The following is a 19,169-nucleotide window of genomic DNA, read 5'->3' on the forward strand; positions in this document are numbered from 1 at the left end:
ATTCATGCGATTAGATAAGTTTCTTGCTCATACGGGTTATGGAACCCGTAAAGAAGTGAAAGTATTATTAAAGAAAAAATGTATTCTAGTAAATGGAGCCATCATTACAAAAGGTGACACTATACTGAAATTAGATACAGATACTGTGACGGTAAATGATGAGGTCGTGCATTATCAAAAATTTGTTTATCTAATGCTGAATAAACCAGGCGGATATTTGAGTGCAACAGAAGACAATCATCAACAAACAGTCATCGATTTGTTAGACGCCGATTCGCAACGCTTTAGTCCCTTTCCTGTGGGAAGGCTGGATAAAGATACGGAAGGTTTACTCTTACTGACCAATGATGGAGATTTGGCGCATTTTCTGTTATCTCCAAAAAAACAGGTGCATAAAACGTATTATGCAAAAGTCGTGGGTGTGATGGATGAGGCTGACGTGAAAGCATTTAACGAAGGAGTTATCCTGGAAGATGGGTATGAATGTCTTCCGGCTAACTTGGAAATTTTGAGTACAGCGGAAGATAGCTCTGACGTGCATATTACGATTTCAGAGGGTAAGTTCCATCAAGTCAAACGAATGGTTTTGGCTTGCGGAAAAGAAGTCTCGTTCTTGAAACGTTTAACGATGGGTAGCTTAAAATTAGACGAAAATCTAAAACTAGGAGAATACCGTCCGTTAACAGATCAAGAACTGAATGGATTAAAGGAATTTTTACCCCAAAACAGCTAAAAGTGTTAAACTATAAGTATCAGTTAAAAAAAGGATGTGTCTGGATGGAAATTAATTGGACTAAAGAAGTGGAAGCGCGTAAAGAAGCACTTCTAGAAGATTTATTTACAATACTAAAAGTTGACAGTGTACGTGATGATGCGAAAGCAACACCAGAAATGCCTGTTGGACCAGGACCGAAAGAAGCTTTGGAAGCTTTCTTGCAAATAGGAGAGCGTGACGGCTTTATCACGAAGAACGTTGGTAACTTGGCAGGTCACATTGAATACGGTGCTGGCGAGGAGTTAATGGGCGTTTTTGGTCACGTTGACGTGGTACCCACTGGAACAGGTTGGGATACGGATCCTTTTGAGCCGGTCATCAAAGACAATCGTGTCTACGCCCGAGGTTCAAGTGATGATAAAGGACCATCAATGGCAGCTTACTATGCCATTAAAATCATTCGTGATTTAGGGTTACCTGTATCGAAGCGTGTCCGTATGATTATTGGTACTGATGAAGAGAGTGGTTGGCAATGTATGGATCACTATCTGCAACACGAAGAGTTACCAGACTTCGGTTTCTCTCCAGACGCAGATTTCCCAATCATCAACGGTGAAAAAGGAAATCAATCTCTATACGTGCGTTTCAGAAATGATTTAGCGGGTGGGAAAAACCAACTCATCAGTTTTGATGCTGGCCTACGTGAGAATATGGTCCCGCAAGATGCGACAGTTGTTTTCACAAGTTTGGAAGCTGATAAAATTCAAACGGCTTTGGAGGCTTTCTTAGCTACCCATCCTGTGAAAGCAACACTATCAACTGAAGGCGATGTTGTTACAATCGAAATGGTTGGTAAATCCGCACACGGAATGAATCCGGCAGCAGGAATCAATGCCGGGACTTACTTGGCAGTATTCTTGAACCAATTTAACTTTGGTGGCGATGCAGCGAAGTTCTTCAGCTTGATTACAGACTTCATTCATTTAGAGTTTACCGCTGATAAATTAGGCTTGGCATACACGGATAAAGTGATGGGTGAATTAACAATGAACGCAGGTGTCTTCACATTTACTGTTGAAGAGGGCGGTCAAATTGCCTTGAACTTCCGTTACCCGACAGGCGTGTCTGCAGAAGGGTTAGAAATTAACCTGGAATCAGCATTGAGCCAATACGGTATTACCATCGCAAAAGGCGGTTTAGGCAAAGAACCACATTATGTACCAGCTGATGATCCATTGGTTCAAACATTATTGGCAGTATACGAAAAACACACCGGTTTAAAAGGCTCTGAACGTTCAATCGGTGGCGGAACGTATGGCCGCTTATTAAAACGTGGCGTTGCTTATGGCGCTTTATTCCCAGACAGTATCGACACGATGCATCAAGCAAACGAATTCTTGGCATTGGATGATTTATTCCGTGCAACAGCAATCTATGCAGATGCTATCTACGAGCTAATTAAATAATTTTCAACGATCGGAGTAAGGGCTCCGGTCGTTTTTTTGTTTAGTTCACACATGTATGTTACAAACGCGTTACAAATGTTACAATCTAAATTTGAACAGTTTTTGAATAATGTAATTTTAAAATTTTAATAGTGCAATTAAATCATATCTTTAAGTTTGTATGAGACTTAATATGTGAATAAATGTCCAAATTATGACGCTACTATCATGATATTGAGAAATAAGAGTCAGAGTGTCTGCGATGATATTTCGATAATGATGCAATCAAACTGTCATACTCCTATTACAGAATTACCGACATGACAATGTTATACTTCTTAATGTTAGATTTTGAAAAAGGAGAGGAAACATTGAATAAGAAGTATATTGCATTACTATCTTCAATGGTCTTGCTATCACCGCTTGTAGGCGGTATGCAAGTTCAAGCAGATACACTTGATGAACTTAACCGTGAAAAACAACAATTAGAGCAAAAGTCAGAAGACGTTCAAAATAAAATCAATGATAAAGAATCTTCTTTACAAAAACTGGAAGATGAAAAATCAAACTTGGAGAGCCATGTTGCGGAGCTTCAAGAAAGTATAGATGAACTATTATTACAATTAGACAAACAAGAAGAAGAACTGCAAAAAATTGAGCAAAAAATTAATGATTTGCAAGAACGCATAGAAGCCTTACAAATCATTATTGAGCAACGTACTGAAAAATTAAATAATCAAGCACGTGTTATTCAAACTGAAGCTAGTATGACAGATATGGTATCAATCGTGATGAACGCTGAATCATTGACTGATATGGTGGGTAAAATATCTACTGTTAACCGTCTAATCACAGCGAACAAAGATATCGTTATCCAACAGGAAAATGATAAACAAGAAGTTGAAGATACGAAAGCAGCTGTCGAAGACGAGCGTGTAGCAGCTGAAGAATTGAAACAACAAATTATTGTCAGTAAAAACAACGTCGTAGCACAACAAAACGAGTTGAATCATCAAATTACATTGGTGCTCGAAAATGTGCAATTAACTGAAAAAGAAAAAAGTAAATTACAAGCAACGAAATCAGATTTAGCATCTCAGACGAGTGAAATTAGTTCAGAAATCGCTGCAGAAGAAACGCGTATTGAACAAGAACGTATCGCACGTGAGAAGGCTGAAGCTGAAAGAATTGCACGTGAAAAAGCTGAGGAAGAAGCAGCTGCAGCGGCCGCTGCACAAGCGGCCAACAATATGGTTGCATCGTCTGAATCATCGGTACCAAGCTCTGTTTCATCCAGTTCAGTTGGTGGCTTTATTCGTCCCGCATCAGGCTACATTTCTTCACCTTACGGAATGAGATTCCATCCAATCACCGGAACATACCATTCACATAATGGTATTGACTTCGCGGGCAGCGGTCCAATCGTTGCGGCACGTGAAGGGACAGTGGAAGTGGCAACATATAGTCCTTCTTGGGGCTACTATGTCGTTGTTAACCATGGCACGATTGATGGTAATAATGTAAAAACACTTTATGCACACATGACACCGGGCTTAACGGTTGCACCAGGGCAATCAGTGAGCGCGGGTCAACAACTTGGAACTATGGGAACAACTGGTGAATCAACTGGTGTTCACTTACATCTCGAAGTTTACGAAAATGGAACACGTATTAATCCATTGAAATATTTTTCACTATAATGCATAATATGAAGGGTCATTGTTCTCTCGGAGAAACAATGATCCTTTTCTAATAATAAGGGGGATCCGACGATGGAGAAAATCACCTCCGCGAAAAATCAAAAAATCAAACAATGGAAAAAATTACAGACATCTAAAGGTAGAAGAGAAACCAACCAATACGTGATTGAAGGGGAGCACTTGTACTTAGAAGCAGTTAAAAGTGCCATGATACTGGATACCGTAGTTGTGACAGAGAAATTCTTAAGTAAAGTTAATCCTGCTCATCTTGAGCAAGTCATTTTGGTCACAGATGATGTGATGCACACACTCTCGCAAACAGAGACATCGCAGGGTATTTTCTGTATTTTGGAAATACCAGAGCAACGTTTGCCAAAAACATTTAATGGCAAGTTTGTTCTTCTAGATGGCGTTCAAGATCCAGGAAATGCTGGGACGATTGTTCGAACGGCAGATGCTGCAGGCTTTGACGGCGTCATTTTTGGAGAGGGTAGCGTAGATCCTTATAATGATAAGGTCGTTCGCTCCATGCAAGGCAGCCAGTTCCATATTCCTATCTATAGAGGGAATATTCGTGACATGATGGGTGAATTTGAATACATTTACGGAACAGCGCTGGATAAAAATGCGAAAGATTATCGCGAAGTACCTCAAACAGATAATATCGCTGTGATTCTTGGGAACGAAGGAAATGGTGTCTCTTCTGAAGTTTTAGAAGCGACTACCCATAACTTATACATTCCCATTATTGGTAAAGCAGAATCACTTAACGTGGCGATAGCTGGTGGGATATTAATGTACTACTTTGTTTAATTGTGAAGAATATTACAATTTGACTAAAAGTAAGTAAAAAATCTTTTCAAAGGCACTTTTTGATGTATAATAAACCTCGAACAAATAAAAGGGAGCTTGATGAATGAAAATGCAGAAATGGGAATTGGACAAAGAATTTGTAGCGCACATAGAAGATTTGCTTGCGTGCGAAGAGGTCCAACAGCTAAAAGATATTACACAACATTACCATAGCACACGCTTAGATCACTCAATTTCTGTCGCATACCGGAGTTTCTGTATTGGAAAAAAATTCAACTGTGATACCCGTGCAATTGCACGTGCAGGTCTCTTGCATGATTTATTTTATTATGATTGGCGTACAACGAAATTTGATGAAGGTTCTCATGCTTACGTACATCCAAGGATTGCGTGTGCCAATGCTGAAAAATTGACGGAATTAACAGATTTAGAAAAAGATATTATCCTGAAACATATGTGGGGCGCAACAGTAGCTCTTCCAAAATATAAAGAAAGTTTTGTAGTGACATTGGTCGATAAGTACTGTGCTTGCGACGAAGCAATCTCACCATTATTTTCTAAAGCAAAGCTTTTACTTATCGGAAAATGGACGGCGGTAAAACAAGCAATTGTTACCAATCCAATCTCATTCTAGATAAGTAATATTTAATGAAACATCCACGAGAAGAGGTGCACGAAATGGAAAATAGAGTTGAGATGCATGCCTGCATCTGTCCTAAATTTGAAAAAACTTTTTCAATTTTAGGTAAAAAATGGTCCGGTTTGATTATCGAAGTTTTACTGACTGGCGACCACCGATTTAAAGAAATTGCTGAAGAGATACCTGGCGTCAGCGACCGCGTTTTAGTTGAACGTTTGAAAGAACTGGAAGATGAAGACATCGTTATTCGTAAAGAATTAGCTGATGGTCCGATTCGTATTTTGTATGGGTTAACTGAAAAAGGTAAAAATTTAGAACCCGCAATGATAGAAATCCAGCGTTGGTCAAACCAATGGATTACAATCTAGCTTGACGGCTGACTGATTTACTGATAGATTTAATTAAATAATATAAATGCATAGATGGGAACCATCTGCCTAAAAGAGACTACAGGGAAATTTGCCTAGACTGAGAGCAAATGACGATAACGGCATGATTTTTCACTCCCGGAGCAGGCTTTGGAATTTGCGATAGCAATGAATAAAGACCCGGCATGTTTGTCGTTAGCGAAGGAAGTGTTGTCCTATTTTTGGGCAAAACAAGGGTGGTACCGCGATATCTCGTCCCTTCTAGGGAGAGGTATTTTTTTTATGCAAAAAATTAGATTGTGAGGGTATTCGAATGGGATTGAAAGAACAATTAGAGTTGCTTCGATTAGAAGCAATTGAAAAAATTCAAGCTGCTGCTGATTTGAATGAATTGAACACATACCGTGTTGCTTACTTAGGGAAAAAAGGGCCGATTACGGAAGCTTTACGTGGTATGAAGAATGTATCACCGGAAGAAAGACCCGTTATTGGGGGAATTGCGAACGTAGTACGTGACGATATCGCGCAAGCAATTGAAGATGTCAAAGTTGTTTTGGAAGAAAAAGCGCTAGCAGCTCAAATTGCTTCCGAAACGATTGATGTAACACTACCTGGTAAACAAATTTCGGTTGGAACAAAACATGTTCTGACACAAATTATGGAAGAGATTGAAGATTTCTTCTTGGGCATGGGCTACCAAATAGTTGATGGACCAGAAGTTGAACTTGACTCATACAACTTTGAGAAAATGAACTTACCAAAAGACCATCCAGCGCGTGACATGCAAGACACGTTCTATATTACGGATGAAGTATTGATGCGTACGCATACATCACCTGTTCAAGCACGTACGATGGAGAAACATGACTTTGCTAAAGGCCCATTGAAGATGATTAGCCCGGGTAAAGTATACCGTCGTGACAGCGATGATGCGACTCACTCGCATCAATTTACACAAGTAGAAGGTCTTGTAATCGCTGAAAATGTTACATTAAGTGATTTAAAAGGAACGTTGGATGTCTTTGCTAAGAAATTATTCGGTGCAGACCGTGAGATCCGTCTAAGACCAAGTTACTTTCCATTTACCGAACCATCTGTTGAAGTGGATGTTAGTTGTTTCAAATGTGGTGGCGACGGCTGTAATGTATGTAAAGGCAGCGGTTGGATTGAAATTTTAGGTTCGGGCCAAGTTCATCCAGACGTACTGGAAATGTCAGGCGTTGATTCTTCTAAATATACAGGATTTGCATTTGGTGTAGGAGCAGAACGCGTTGCGATGTTGAAATATGCAATTGATGATATTCGTCATTTCTACCAAAATGATAAACGGTTCTTAGATCAATTCAAGGCGAAGGAGCAATAATCAATGAAAGTATCTTATAAATGGTTACAAGAATATGTTGATTTATCAGGTATTCGTGCTGATGAACTAGCAGAGAAAATGTCGCGTACAGGTATTGAAGTAGACGGCGTTGCGAAACCAGGCGAAGGCCTGTCTAAAATTGTTGTGGGTCACACTTTAAAAGTTGTGGATCATCCTGATTCAGATCACCTGCATATTTGTCAGGTTGATGTAGGCGAAGAAGAGCCTATTCAAATTGTCTGTGGCGCTCCAAACATTGCTGCAAATCAAAAAGTGATTGTTGCCTTACATGGTGCTCGTATTGCTGGAAACTACAAGATCAAGAAAGGCAAAATTCGTGGAGAAGCTTCCCATGGGATGATCTGTTCATTAGACGAATTGGGCTATTCTGAAAGTGTTGTTCCTAAAAAATATGCAGATGGTATTTACGTTCTTCCAGCGGACACACCCATTGGAGATGACGTCGTTTCTGTATTAAATATGGACGATCAAGTCCTAGAATTAGATATTACGCCAAACCGTGCAGATGCATTGAGCATGCGCGGGGTTGCGCACGAAGTGTCAGCAATTTACAATAAAAAAGCGCACTTCCCTAACGTAGAAGCATCAGAGACGACAGGTGATATTAAGGACTATATCCGTGTTGAAGTTGCCGATACTACAGATGCACCTGCGTACCATATCCAAGTCATTAAAGATGTGACAATCGCAGAAAGTCCGCTTTGGTTACAAACAAAATTGATGAGCGCGGGTATCCGTCCGATTAACAACGTCGTTGACATTACCAACTATATTTTAATCGAATACGGTCAACCTTTGCATGCATTTGACTATGACAAGATTGGGTCGAAAGAAATCCTTGTTCGTCGTGCTACAGAGGACGAGCCATTTACAACTTTGGATGGCGTAGAACGTATCTTAGACGCTTCAAATATCGTTGTAACAAACGGTACGGAACCAATTGCTCTCGCCGGCGTAATGGGTGGATTAGATTCTGAAATTACCGACACGACTGTGAATGTAGCTTTAGAAACTGCCTTATTCGATGCTCTTTCAATCAGAAGAACAGGTTCGAAATTTAACTTACGCAGTGAGTCAAGCGCACGATTTGAAAAAGGAATTAACGTTGCAACCTTGCAAGAAGCGGGTCAAAAAGCGGCACAGTTAATCAGCGAATTGGCTGGCGGTACGATTGTAACGGGAACTGCTTCCGTAAATACTATTAAACCAGAAAATGTAACAGTTACTATTACGCTAGAGCGTATTAACCGTCTCTTAGGAACAAAGATTTCCTTAGAAGAAGTTGAATCTATCTTTGACCAACTAGCTTTTGGACATACTGTATCCGATGATGTTATTTCTGTTTCTGTTCCACCAAGAAGATGGGACATTCGTATTGAAGCAGATATTATCGAAGAAGTAGCACGTATATACGGCTACGATCGTCTGCCATCAACTTTACCTGTAACAGCAGCCACTCCAAGTGAACTGACTAAGAAACAAAAGCTCGTACGCCAATCCCGTAACTATTTAGAAGCGGCTGGATTGACTCAAAATATTAGTTATGTTTTAACAACAGAGGAAAATGCGACTGGCTTTACCCGTGAAGAAGGGCAACCCGTTCGTCTGTCATGGCCAATGAGCGAAGACCGTTCAACGTTGCGCATGAACTTACTGGCAAGTTTGTTAGAAAACGCAACATATAACGTTGCGAGAAAGAATTCCGATATTCAATTTTATGAAATTGGCAAGATTTTCTTACCAAATGCGGGAGAGGTTCTGCCAACTGAGTCTGAACAAGTAGCGGGTATTCTAACAGGAAATATTATTGAGAAAGACTGGCAACAAGAAGCTGTCCAAGTAGACTTTTATCATGTAAAAGGTATTCTAGAAGCATACTTTGAAGCAATCGGTGTTTCCAACGCAATTCGTTTTGAAGCAAACAGCGCAATCAACTGGATGCATCCGGGCCGTACAGCTGATATCATTTTGAATGATACGGTTATCGGTTATGTGGGACAATTGAATCCAGGGGTGTCTGCTAAGTATGACTTGAAAGAGACGTACGTTTTCGAGTTCAACCTAGATTCAGTTTTAGCTGTAAATAAAAAAGTTGTAACGCAACAGCCTATTCCTAAATATCCAGGAACAAGTCGCGACTTAGCAATTCTTGTTGCTGAGACTGTGACACATGAACAAATCACAGCAATTATCACAGCAAAAGCAGGCAAGTATTTAACGACTGTTCAGTTGTTTGATATTTATCAAGGTAAAGGAATTGAAGATGGTATGAAATCAATGGCTTACTCGTTATCGTTCCTAAATCCGTCTGCGACGTTAGTAGATGAAGAAGTAACAAAAGCCGTTGAAGCTGTAAAAGAAGCTTTAATTTCCGAATTAAACGCAACAATTAGATAATACGAAGAGCCGCCCAAGCAAAAAGTAATGTTTGGGTGGCTTTTTACGGGTAATTTACTGAAAACATCATAAAAACATGGTAAAATAACAAGGATGTAGTAAGAGGAGGAACGAGAATGAGCGAAGATAAAAGACGCTTTAAAACCATCATTGCGGGAAGACCTTACACGATTTTAGCTAACAAACCTGAAGAACATCTTAAAACAGTATCAGAAATAGCTAATGATAAAATAACGCAAATAAAAGGCGCAATGCCGGAGTTAGATATTGAACAACGTTCTGTCTTGGTTGCTGTGAATGCAATCTCTGATGCAATCAGTAAACAAGCAGAAATTAATGCCTTGAAAGAACGTATTTCAGAGTTGGAACAAGGTAAACCACTAGCAAGTAAAACAGTGAGTACCAAAGTAACAACACAAAGTGCGCAAGTACTGGAAGCGCACAAAAAACCTGTGAGCCCAAAGAATACAACCACAGCAAAACAACGTTTACGCTCACAATCAAAGCAAGCACCCGGAATGCCACGTGCTTCAAAGGAAAAACTATTAAATCGATCAACTGAAATGGAAAAAAGGTGATAACATGTTAACGTTAATTATATTAATTATCCTTTTTATCGGCGTTTATGCAGGGCAGAGACGTGGTCTGATTTTGCAGGTCGTTCATACGGCGGGTTATATCGTTTCATTTTTTGTTGCAAAAAATTATTATTTACTTTTAGCTGAGCACTTAGAAATGCTGATTCCGTATTCCCAACCAGGAATAGGAGATGAGATGGTATATTACGATACCCTAGAAAAATTGAATTTAGACCTAGCCTTTTATAACGCTTTATCATTCTTAATTATTATTGCTGCTGGGTGGTTAGTGACGAGAATCCTTGGCTACATGCTAAATTCACTCGCTTATTTACCGGTATTGAAACAAGTCAATAATTTAGGTGGAGCAATCCTTGGGTTATTGATGCAATACTTTGGCGTATTTTTACTATTATCCTTCTTTACATTTATACCTTTTGATTTTATTCAAAATCAATTGGCAGAAAGTGGTTTAGCAAATTGGATTATTCAAAACACGCCTTATTTATCATCTACTGTTTACGAATGGTGGGTTGGCATTATTGCCGCGTAATAGATACTGAAAATCAACCGCAGGAGAGGTGAATGGGTTGAATTCAAAAATAATTAAAACACTTGAATTTGAAAAGATAAGACAGCAATTGGCAAAGTTTGCTGCAACTGAAATCGGTAAACAACAACTACTTACCTTAGAACCGTCTACTACATTCGAAGACGTACAGAGAAAGCAAGATGAGTCTGATGATGGCCGGAAAGTGTTGCGTCTAAAAGGCGGTATTCCGGTACCCCGATTAGCTAATATCGGACTGCCATTGAAAAGATTACAGATTGGTGGAAACTTAAACGGAAAAGAGATTGCCCAAATTGGACGTGTACTTAGCACGACCAAAGAAGTAATGAGTTTTTTTGATTGGTTCCGCGAGCATGAAATTGCGTTTTTCCATCTCTATGAAATTATTGATGGTTTGGTCGATTTACCCGACTTAAGAAAAAGAATCACATCATCTGTTTCAGATGATGGCGACATATTAAGTGATGCAAGCGTTGAGCTACGCCGTATTCGTCAAGCTATCAAAAGTGGCGAGGGTGCTATCCGGACGAAATTGGATGATTTAATCCGGACCAAGGCTAGCTATTTGAGTGAAACATTGGTGACAATTAGAAATGATCGCTTTGTTTTGCCTGTGAAGCAAGAATATCGGAATGCCTTCGGGGGCATTATGCACGATCAAAGTGCGACGGGACAAACTTTATTTATTGAACCTCAAGCAGTGCTTGAATTGAATAATAAACTGCGTACCTTAAGAGCCGACGAAAAGCGTGAAGAAGAACGTATCCTTTACGAATTATCAGCTTTACTCGAGCTGCATATCCAAGAATTACGCTATAATCATGAAATTTTGGCTATCTTAGATATGATTAATGCGAAAGCGCGTTATTCAGAAAGCATCAATGGAACGAAACCGCATTTGAGCAAAGAGAATCATGTTGCTATCTGGGCGGCACGTCACCCCTTAATTGACCAAGAAGATGTTGTTGCGAATGATTTGTTGATTGGTGAAGAATATCAAGCACTCATCATCACTGGTCCAAACACTGGGGGTAAAACGATTGCCTTGAAGACGCTTGGTTTAATCCAACTAATGGGACAGGCGGGCTTACAAATCCCAGCTGCTGAAGACAGTCAAATTGGTATCTTTACTGAAATTTTTGCTGATATCGGTGATGAACAATCTATTGAGCAAAGTTTGAGTACCTTCTCTTCTCATATGACGAATATCGTCTCATTCTTAGATAAAGCAAATGACCAATCGTTACTATTGTTTGACGAGTTGGGATCAGGGACGGATCCGCAAGAAGGTGCTTCTCTTGCCATTTCTATACTGGATTATATCGGGGCTAAAGGGAGCTATGTCATGGCTACTACGCATTATCCCGAATTAAAAGTGTATGCTTACAACCGCCCGGGTACAATCAATGCCAGTATGGAATTTAACAGTGAATCATTGGCTCCTACATATCGTCTGCAGATTGGTATCCCAGGCCGCAGTAATGCTTTTGACATTTCACGCAGATTGGGAATTCCATCTCAAATTATTGACCAAGCAACAGGTTTTATTCAAGAAGACAATCAGTCACTGAATGAAATGATTGCAGATTTAGAACAAAAAAGAAGAAAAGCAGAGCAGGAATCGCACCGTCTTGAAAAGCAAATTCAAGAGTCAGATCGCTTACTTGAAGAATTGAAGCGGGAAACTGAGACTTTAGAATTTGCGAAACAGAAAGAAATAGACAAGGCTAAGAAAGAAGCCAATAGCATTCTTTCCAAGACCAAAGAAGAAGCAGAGTTGCTGATGCAAGAAATCAGAGAAATGCAAATGAACGTTTCGAAGAATGCGCAGGTCAAAGAACATGAATTGATCGGTTTACGTAAACAGTTCGATGATTTGAGGCAAGAAGATACCGTTCCAAGCAATAAAGTCTTGCGTCGCGAAAAAGAAAAGAAAAAATTAAAAGTCGGGGACGAAGTTATTACAGAGTCTTATGGCCAACGTGGTATTTTAGTCGAGAAGTCCGGTCAAGATCAGTGGGTTGTCCAACTGGGAATCATGAAAATGAAATTACCTGAGACAGATTTACGCAGAATTCAACCGGAACCTGAGAAAGAAACAAGACGAACCAAGCGTCAAATTGCTACTGTCCGTTCGAATACGGCCAGTCATGTGTCAACGCAATTAGACTTACGCGGCTTCCGCTATGAGGAAGCGTTGCAGGAGTTGGATAGTTATTTAGATGCTTCGCTACTAGCAGGGTATCCGCAAGTAACTATTGTCCATGGCAAAGGGACCGGTGCAATCAGAAAAGGCGTGACGGATGCATTGAAACGGCATCCGCAAGTAAAGTCGTTTGATTTTGCACCACAAAGTTCGGGTGGTAACGGTGCTACAATTGCGGTTTTTAAAGGTTAGGCAGATAAATGGGTTTCGTGTATAATATTTGATATACTAAATACACGAAAATATAACAGGGGGAATAAATAATGGTTAGAGAAATTACAGATGCAAACTTTGATACAGAAACAAAAGAAGGCGTAGTTCTTGTAGACTTTTGGGCAACATGGTGTGGACCTTGCCGTATGCAGTCACCAATCATTGATGAATTAGATGCAGAGATGGGTGACCAAGTGACTTTCGCTAAGATGGATGTAGATGCAAACCCTGCAACACCACAACAATTTGGTATTATGGGTATCCCGACATTGCTCATTAAAAAAGATGGCGAAGTTGTAGAAAAATTGGTTGGTTACACAGCTAAAGAAAAGCTAGAAGAAGTATTAGAACAATACGTATAAGCAAAACCAAAAAACGTTAGGCTCCCAATTCGGATAGCCTAACGTTTTTTTATTCCATCTTACTCGATTGTAACGACTAGTAGAACTTCTTTTTTATCGGTGATAGTCACACGTGCTTCGCAGGAAGAACCGGTAATATGATTTATTTGTTCAGCAAGGTAGCCAGCTTCTAGTTGAAATGATACGTCTGGGTTCAGAAGTCTTGTTGAGACAAGATCACCTGTAAGCTGATACTGGTTTTGATCTTTTTCACTTTTGATTAGTATCAACTCTCCAAAGCCACAATGAGAGAAAGAATCAATAACAGCATCTTTTTCTGTCAGTGGGAACTGACGGGCAAGTTCTTTCCCGCTCCAGTATAAAATTTCATCCGTATCATCACCTAAAATATTGGTTAAAAGAAAATCTCTGATTAGGATGTAGTTGAAATGTGGGGAATCAATAAGTTCACTTCTCTTATCTTGAGACATTTCGTTCCTTCTTTCGTAGTTATTAATAGCATTTTTTGGTTAATTCATGCATAATTTAGATAAGTTATGGAATTGAAAGGTGGTTGTAAGCATGAGAACATTTAGAAAATGGATAGGCCTCATTCTGCTTGTCCTTCCAGTTGTTAAGTATGTTCAAGACTGGAAAGAAGAGTCAAAACGCTATTAATTTGAGCGCTTTTAGGAAATTTTTATTCACAAAAAAGTAAGGGGCTGGGATTTATTTCCCAGCTCCTTTTTCGTCTATGAACATACTTTATCGCATACCGTGCATCCGCTTCACTTTCATGCTGACTAAGAGGCCTTGACCTGGTTCTGTTAAGTTAAGATTCTTATCCATGTTCTGTACGATTTCGTCCACATTTTCCTCTTTACTAATCAGTAGTAAAATATCTTTTTCGGGTTCTAGAGCCATGTTTAAGATTGTTTTTTTCTCGTGTATTCCTGAACCTCTACCTTTTAGTAATGTTCCCGAATGGGAGCCAGTTTCGGTCACAGCTTCTACCGCTTTACTGCATAAACCGCGATCCATAATCGTGATAATTGCTTGATAACTCAAAGAACCACCTCCGTTTAATATTTCTTTAATTGTATCATATCCAAGCTAAACTGCCGAATATTTGTTATAATAATTGTTGTAACTAAAAGGATGGGGACGTTTATATGAATGAAAAAGCAATCGGTTTTCTTGACTCAGGTGTGGGCGGTTTAACAGTTGTTAAACAAGCGATGAAGCAATTGCCTAATGAATCCATCTACTACATTGGTGACAACGCCCGTTGTCCATATGGCCCACGACCTGCTGAAGAAATAGTGGAATTCACCTGGGAATTAGTCCAATTTTTATTGGAGAAAGAAATAAAGTTACTTGTAATAGCGTGTAATACGGCTACTGCCGTCGCGCTTGATGAAATAAGAAGCAGAATCTCTATCCCGGTCGTTGGTGTTATATTGCCTGGTAGCCGTGCTGCTATTAAGTACTCAACAAACAATCGTATCGGCGTAATAGGAACAAAAGGGACAATCGCCAGTAATGTTTATGAGCAGACCTTGCTTGATAAAGATCCCACTATCAAGGTGGAAAGTCTGAGCTGTCCAAAGTTTGTCCCTTTAGTAGAAAGTAATCAAATTAATACTTCCATCGCTAAGAAGGTTGTTTATGAGACATTGGAACCTCTAGCTAAGATGGGACTGGATACATTGATACTCGGATGTACACATTATCCTTTATTAAAGCACCAAATCCAGAATGTTATGGGTCCACAGGTGACGCTAGTTGATTCTGGAGCAGAAGCTGTTTCTGAAGTGAGTACCTTATTGGATTACTATAATATTTCAGCAGATTATGCAAATCGAAAATCCCGTGTCTATAAATTCTTTACAACAGGTTCTGAAAGGCTATTCTCTGAAATTGCCACAGAATGGTTGGAAATGGAACAAATTGATATTACACAAGTAACGGTTTAAAGGAGAGCAAATAAGTGAGCACATTAATTATAGCGACAAAAAATGCAGGGAAAGCCAATGATTTTAAACTACTATTAGAGCCAAAAGGTTTCGAAATAAAAACGTTATTGGATTACCCAGAAATTCCTGAAGTTGAAGAAACAGGCTACACATTTGAAGAAAATGCACGTCTTAAAGCAGAAACAATTAGTGCGCTATTAAAAGCACCAGTTCTTGCAGATGATTCAGGCATCATGATTGATGCACTTGATGGTCAACCGGGCGTTTTTTCAGCGCGCTTTGCCGGAGAACCAAAGAGTGATGCGGCTAACAACGCCAAAGTTTTAGCAATGCTCGGTGAGCTGGAAGGCGGCAGTCGCCAAGCACATTTCCACTGTACGTTGGTCCTTGCTCATCCAGACAAAGAGAGCTTGGTAGTGGAAGGGAAAGTAACCGGTGAAATCGCACAATTTCCAAAAGGAGATAACGGTTTTGGCTATGATCCGCTCTTTTTCTACCCAGAGTTGAACAAAACATTTGGCGAATTAACTGACCAAGAAAAGAACACTTTTAGTCACCGGTCAGAAGCATTAAAGCAGTTGGATAATTTAATCGATGATTGGTTCAACTAGACAGCAGGAGGGCATTATGCAACTATTAATCGTTAGTGATAGTCACGGCAATAAAAGAATTCTTAATGAACTCGTATCACGTTATTCGGATAAAGTGGATGCGTTTGTTCACTGCGGTGATTCTGAATTGTCATCAGATGATTTGATATGGGGAATAATGGATACTGTTCGTGGTAACTGTGATTTTGATGGCGGCTATCAAGATGTTTTTGTGAGTCGTAAGCTTGAGTACGAATATCTCGTTACACACGGACATCACCATGATGTAAAAAGGACACTGGAACAACTAAAAGCAACCGCAAGAGAAGAAAATGTTCCATTCGTTTTTTATGGACATTCCCACGAACTTAAATTTGATTATCAAGACGGAATCTTTTTTATTAATCCTGGCAGTATCCAGTCTCCGAGAGGACGTCTAACTGAGCCTACTTACTGTCTCTTGAAAGCTGAGGGCTCGCACCTTGATATCCAAGTTTATACCGATAAACATGTACAGCTAGTAAAGATGTCTTATCACAGTGATAAATTAATCAAATTTTAAGTACACTGATAGCGTATTCATCGTATACTAATCTTAATGAATAGTATCAAGGAGGGTTTGTATGATTAGTGAAGAAGTTAGAAAAATGCTCCTTCAAGATGATGACGGTCAAATATTCGTTTCAAGCGAAAATGTGGCCAACTTAAATTTAAATAATAACTTGAACCATGCGGTACTCGTCCTATCTAAAATAGGCTACAATGCGATACCCGTGCTTGACAATGAATCACATATTCGTGGTTTAATTTCAATGTCGATGATTATGAATGCCATTATGGGATTGGATGCCATTCGTTTTGAAGCACTTGAAACACTAAAAGTGAAAGATGTCATGGATACAAATGTTCCGATAGTAGATGAATCGGACGAATTAGAAGATGTCTTAAGAAATTTAATCGATCACAGCTTCTTATGTTTGGCTGATGAGCAGGGTGTGTTTAAAGGAATCGTCACTCGTAAGGAAATTTTAAGTCGGGTGAACCATCTCGTCCACGAAATTCATAATCAATACACGTTATTAGTAAAAGAAACATCAAATGCGAAATAAAGAAAGGTGTTGGGAGTTTTTCCCAACACCTTTCTTTATTTCTGATAATTTTATGTACTCAAAACGCAACCACTTTTCATCTTAACCTACAATACTTTGTTTAGGCAGAGTAATCCCATTTTCGCCTAATACATCTAAATACTTAGCTAGAAAATGGTCGTGTACATTAAACTGTTGTCCATTCAACGTATAGAAGACAACTTTCATGGTTAACAGACCGTTAGGAGCATTGTGGGGACCAATGTAACTTGGACCGCTGACGATTTCCGGGAAATTTGGTACTAACTGCTTATTAACTTTTTCCAGAATCTGGCGTACTTGATCAAAGTCTGTATCAGCCGGCAAATGAATCTCAATCATCGCACGCATATTATTACGTGAGTTGTTGCTGATGACATCGATTGTATGATTTGGTAAAAAGTGATGGGTTCCATCGAAACCTTGCAATTGTGTAGAGCGGAGTCCAATTGAAACAACTTTACCGGAGAAATCACCGATTGTAACGGAATCACCTACATCAAATTGATCTTCCAATAAAATAAAAAAACCGTTTACGATATCATTAATAAATGTTTGCGCACCTAAACCAATAGCCAAACCTGCAATTCCGGCACTGGCTATGAGGGTTGAAATTGGAATACCCAAAATAGATAAGACAGTGTAAATAAAGAAGAACGCGAGTGTATAGGAGAAGGCATTTTCCAACATCTTATAAATAGTACTTCTTCGACTGCTGGAAAAATCCATCTTGTTTCTTTTGCGTTCGAAAGTTCGCTTCATTAAGAACGTAATGATTTTCTTGATAAGAAAGAATAACAAAAGTGTCAGTAATAAGAAGATTGCTTTTGTCATGATGAGAGAAATTATTTCTGTCCAATTAATAGAGTTCCACCATCTTACAAAATAATTAGAAGATTTTACTACTGTATCAATTGTTTCGTCAATCGGATTGTCTCCGGGGGTAGTTGCCAAAAATTTCATAGCCTTACATCCTTTATATATCTTTGATGATTAAAGAGTAGCATTTTTTCTATTACTGGTCAAAGAGGAGGAAACAGAATATTTGAAGTGCTTTCAATAGCATTACTTGTTTTCTTGTGATATTATTTCAGTAAGCTAGTTGTTGCAAATAAGAAAAAATACTAGTGCTATATTGCAACACAATAAGTAGTAGAGGAGCGTGAATGCATATGAGTTGGGGTGAAATAGCGGGGCTGATTGCGGCAATCGCATTTGCAGCTTTAGCAGTCTTTTTAATCCTAGCAATCCGAAAAGCAACGGTTATTCTCGATGAGGTATCAAAAATTGCTGAGGAAGCAAACAAGAGTATTGCAGTAATTACTAAAGATGTTGACCATCTTTCCATTGAGGTTGAAGGATTGTTAAATAAGACGAATACATTGGTCGATGATTTAAACGGAAAAATAAGTAAGACCGACCCATTATTTACAGCGATTGGGGATCTGGGAGTCACTGTTTCTGATGTGAATCAGTCAACACGAAACCTGGCAACCTCAATTACCGGTAAAACGAACAAATTGAAGAAAGAGTCTTCTGTCAGCAAGCTCGGAAGAACTGCAACCACATTAAACCGTCGTCGCAAAGAGAAAAAAGCTGCCCAAGACACCAATATTAATATTTACTAAAAAATTATCTTAATTACGAAGGAGAGAAATTAAAATGGGTAAAAAACAAGGCGGATTTGTACTAGGAGCAATTATCGGGGGAGCAGCAGCAGCTATTACAGCACTACTGTACGCGCCAAAGTCTGGTAAAGAACTTCGTGAAGATATCTCAAATGAATTTGATGATTTTATGGATACAATGTACGACTACAAAGACATCGCAGTTGAAAAAGGCAGCGAGTTGGTAGAAGTAGCAAAAGAAACAACAGATGATATCAAAGTTAGCTTGAAAGATACTTCAAGCCACTTGAAATCACAATATAATGAAACTAAAGGTAAAGTAACAGAAGATTTCCAAAAAGCAAAAACAGAAGTTGATAAAACAATGGCTGACGTTAAAGAAGCTGCTTCAGTTGGAAAAGATGTTGCAACTGAGGTTGTTGAAGAAGCAAAAACAGAAGCTAAAAAAGAAACAGATATGAATCTTTAATAGCAAAA

Annotated in this window: 20 protein-coding genes and 1 pseudogene; 18 read left to right on the forward strand and 3 right to left on the reverse strand. The window is 39.1% G+C overall.

Going from position 1 to position 19,169, the window contains the following annotated elements; translation table 11 throughout:
* The first annotated feature begins 4 nt into the window (after window positions 1–4).
* From G7058_RS11275 to trxA, 12 genes are all read left to right on the forward strand, one after another.
* Window positions 5–733 carry a 16S rRNA pseudouridine(516) synthase gene (locus G7058_RS11275; RefSeq protein WP_166063615.1) on the forward strand — a complete coding sequence of 243 codons (729 nt, stop codon included), beginning with the start codon at window positions 5–7 and terminating at the stop codon, window positions 731–733.
* Between the two features lie 44 nt (window positions 734–777).
* Window positions 778–2,181 carry a dipeptidase PepV gene (gene pepV, locus G7058_RS11280; protein ID WP_166063616.1) on the forward strand — a complete coding sequence of 468 codons (1,404 nt, stop codon included), beginning with the start codon at window positions 778–780 and terminating at the stop codon, window positions 2,179–2,181.
* Between the two features lie 350 nt (window positions 2,182–2,531).
* On the forward strand, window positions 2,532–3,860 hold the full coding sequence (locus G7058_RS11285; RefSeq protein WP_166063617.1) for a murein hydrolase activator EnvC family protein: 1,329 nt from the start codon (window positions 2,532–2,534) through the stop codon (window positions 3,858–3,860).
* Window positions 3,861–3,932: 72 nt separating this feature from the next.
* The gene (locus tag G7058_RS11290; protein WP_166063618.1) at window positions 3,933–4,673 is read left to right on the forward strand and encodes a TrmH family RNA methyltransferase; all 741 of its coding nucleotides are present in this window, start codon (window positions 3,933–3,935) and stop codon (window positions 4,671–4,673) included.
* A 103-nt stretch (window positions 4,674–4,776) separates the two neighbouring features.
* Window positions 4,777–5,307 carry an HD domain-containing protein gene (locus tag G7058_RS11295; protein WP_166063619.1) on the forward strand — a complete coding sequence of 177 codons (531 nt, stop codon included), beginning with the start codon at window positions 4,777–4,779 and terminating at the stop codon, window positions 5,305–5,307.
* A gap of 44 nt (window positions 5,308–5,351) precedes the next feature.
* A complete protein-coding gene (locus G7058_RS11300; RefSeq protein WP_319593428.1) occupies window positions 5,352–5,681 on the forward strand; it encodes a winged helix-turn-helix transcriptional regulator in 330 nt (109 codons plus the stop codon).
* Between the two features lie 313 nt (window positions 5,682–5,994).
* Window positions 5,995–7,044, forward strand: coding sequence for a phenylalanine--tRNA ligase subunit alpha (gene pheS / locus G7058_RS11305; protein WP_166063620.1), 1,050 nt, complete (start codon window positions 5,995–5,997; stop codon window positions 7,042–7,044).
* 3 nt (window positions 7,045–7,047) lie between these two features.
* Complete coding sequence (gene pheT, locus G7058_RS11310) at window positions 7,048–9,462, forward strand: phenylalanine--tRNA ligase subunit beta (protein ID WP_166063621.1); 2,415 nt, start codon at window positions 7,048–7,050, stop codon at window positions 9,460–9,462.
* 116 nt (window positions 9,463–9,578) lie between these two features.
* Window positions 9,579–10,040, forward strand: a complete 462-nt coding sequence (locus G7058_RS11315; protein WP_166063622.1) for a cell division protein ZapA — start codon at window positions 9,579–9,581, stop codon at window positions 10,038–10,040.
* Window positions 10,041–10,044: 4 nt separating this feature from the next.
* Complete coding sequence (locus G7058_RS11320) at window positions 10,045–10,593, forward strand: CvpA family protein (RefSeq protein WP_166063623.1); 549 nt, start codon at window positions 10,045–10,047, stop codon at window positions 10,591–10,593.
* Between the two features lie 37 nt (window positions 10,594–10,630).
* Window positions 10,631–13,009 carry an endonuclease MutS2 gene (locus G7058_RS11325; protein WP_166063624.1) on the forward strand — a complete coding sequence of 793 codons (2,379 nt, stop codon included), beginning with the start codon at window positions 10,631–10,633 and terminating at the stop codon, window positions 13,007–13,009.
* A 71-nt stretch (window positions 13,010–13,080) separates the two neighbouring features.
* Window positions 13,081–13,392: a thioredoxin gene (gene trxA / locus G7058_RS11330; protein WP_166063625.1), complete on the forward strand. Its 312-nt coding sequence runs from the start codon at window positions 13,081–13,083 to the stop codon at window positions 13,390–13,392.
* 59 nt (window positions 13,393–13,451) lie between these two features.
* Here trxA and G7058_RS11335 read toward each other — a convergent pair whose 3' ends face one another.
* Together G7058_RS11335 and G7058_RS11340 are read right to left on the reverse strand one after the other, a co-directional pair.
* Entirely contained in the window at window positions 13,452–13,862 is a 411-nt protein-coding gene (locus G7058_RS11335) for a DUF2507 domain-containing protein (RefSeq protein ID WP_166063626.1), read from the reverse strand.
* 274 nt (window positions 13,863–14,136) lie between these two features.
* Window positions 14,137–14,439: a hypothetical protein gene (locus G7058_RS11340; protein WP_166063627.1), complete on the reverse strand. Its 303-nt coding sequence runs from the start codon at window positions 14,437–14,439 to the stop codon at window positions 14,137–14,139.
* Between the two features lie 104 nt (window positions 14,440–14,543).
* Between G7058_RS11340 and racE the strand changes: the two genes are divergently transcribed.
* From racE to cbpB, 4 genes and pseudogenes are all read left to right on the forward strand, one after another.
* Entirely contained in the window at window positions 14,544–15,347 is an 804-nt protein-coding gene (gene racE, locus G7058_RS11345) for a glutamate racemase (protein WP_166063628.1), read from the forward strand.
* A gap of 20 nt (window positions 15,348–15,367) precedes the next feature.
* Window positions 15,368–15,958: pseudogene (locus tag G7058_RS11350) on the forward strand (XTP/dITP diphosphatase); the annotation flags it as partial.
* Between the two features lie 16 nt (window positions 15,959–15,974).
* Window positions 15,975–16,499: a YfcE family phosphodiesterase gene (locus G7058_RS11355; protein WP_166063630.1), complete on the forward strand. Its 525-nt coding sequence runs from the start codon at window positions 15,975–15,977 to the stop codon at window positions 16,497–16,499.
* A gap of 61 nt (window positions 16,500–16,560) precedes the next feature.
* A complete protein-coding gene (gene cbpB / locus G7058_RS11360; RefSeq protein WP_166063631.1) occupies window positions 16,561–17,046 on the forward strand; it encodes a cyclic-di-AMP-binding protein CbpB in 486 nt (161 codons plus the stop codon).
* An 81-nt stretch (window positions 17,047–17,127) separates the two neighbouring features.
* Here cbpB and G7058_RS11365 read toward each other — a convergent pair whose 3' ends face one another.
* Window positions 17,128–18,027, reverse strand: a complete 900-nt coding sequence (locus G7058_RS11365; protein WP_166063632.1) for a mechanosensitive ion channel family protein — start codon at window positions 18,025–18,027, stop codon at window positions 17,128–17,130.
* A 203-nt stretch (window positions 18,028–18,230) separates the two neighbouring features.
* Here G7058_RS11365 and G7058_RS11370 point away from each other — a divergent pair, with 203 nt between their 5' ends.
* Both G7058_RS11370 and G7058_RS11375 read left to right on the forward strand, forming a co-directional pair.
* Window positions 18,231–18,692, forward strand: coding sequence for a DUF948 domain-containing protein (locus tag G7058_RS11370; protein WP_227004447.1), 462 nt, complete (start codon window positions 18,231–18,233; stop codon window positions 18,690–18,692).
* Window positions 18,693–18,726: 34 nt separating this feature from the next.
* Window positions 18,727–19,161 carry a YtxH domain-containing protein gene (locus G7058_RS11375; RefSeq protein ID WP_166063633.1) on the forward strand — a complete coding sequence of 145 codons (435 nt, stop codon included), beginning with the start codon at window positions 18,727–18,729 and terminating at the stop codon, window positions 19,159–19,161.
* Window positions 19,162–19,169 lie beyond the last annotated feature (8 nt).

Origin of the sequence: Jeotgalibaca porci, assembly GCF_011299095.1 — a bacterium.
In the GTDB taxonomy this organism is placed as follows: domain Bacteria; phylum Bacillota; class Bacilli; order Lactobacillales; family Aerococcaceae; genus Jeotgalibaca; species Jeotgalibaca porci.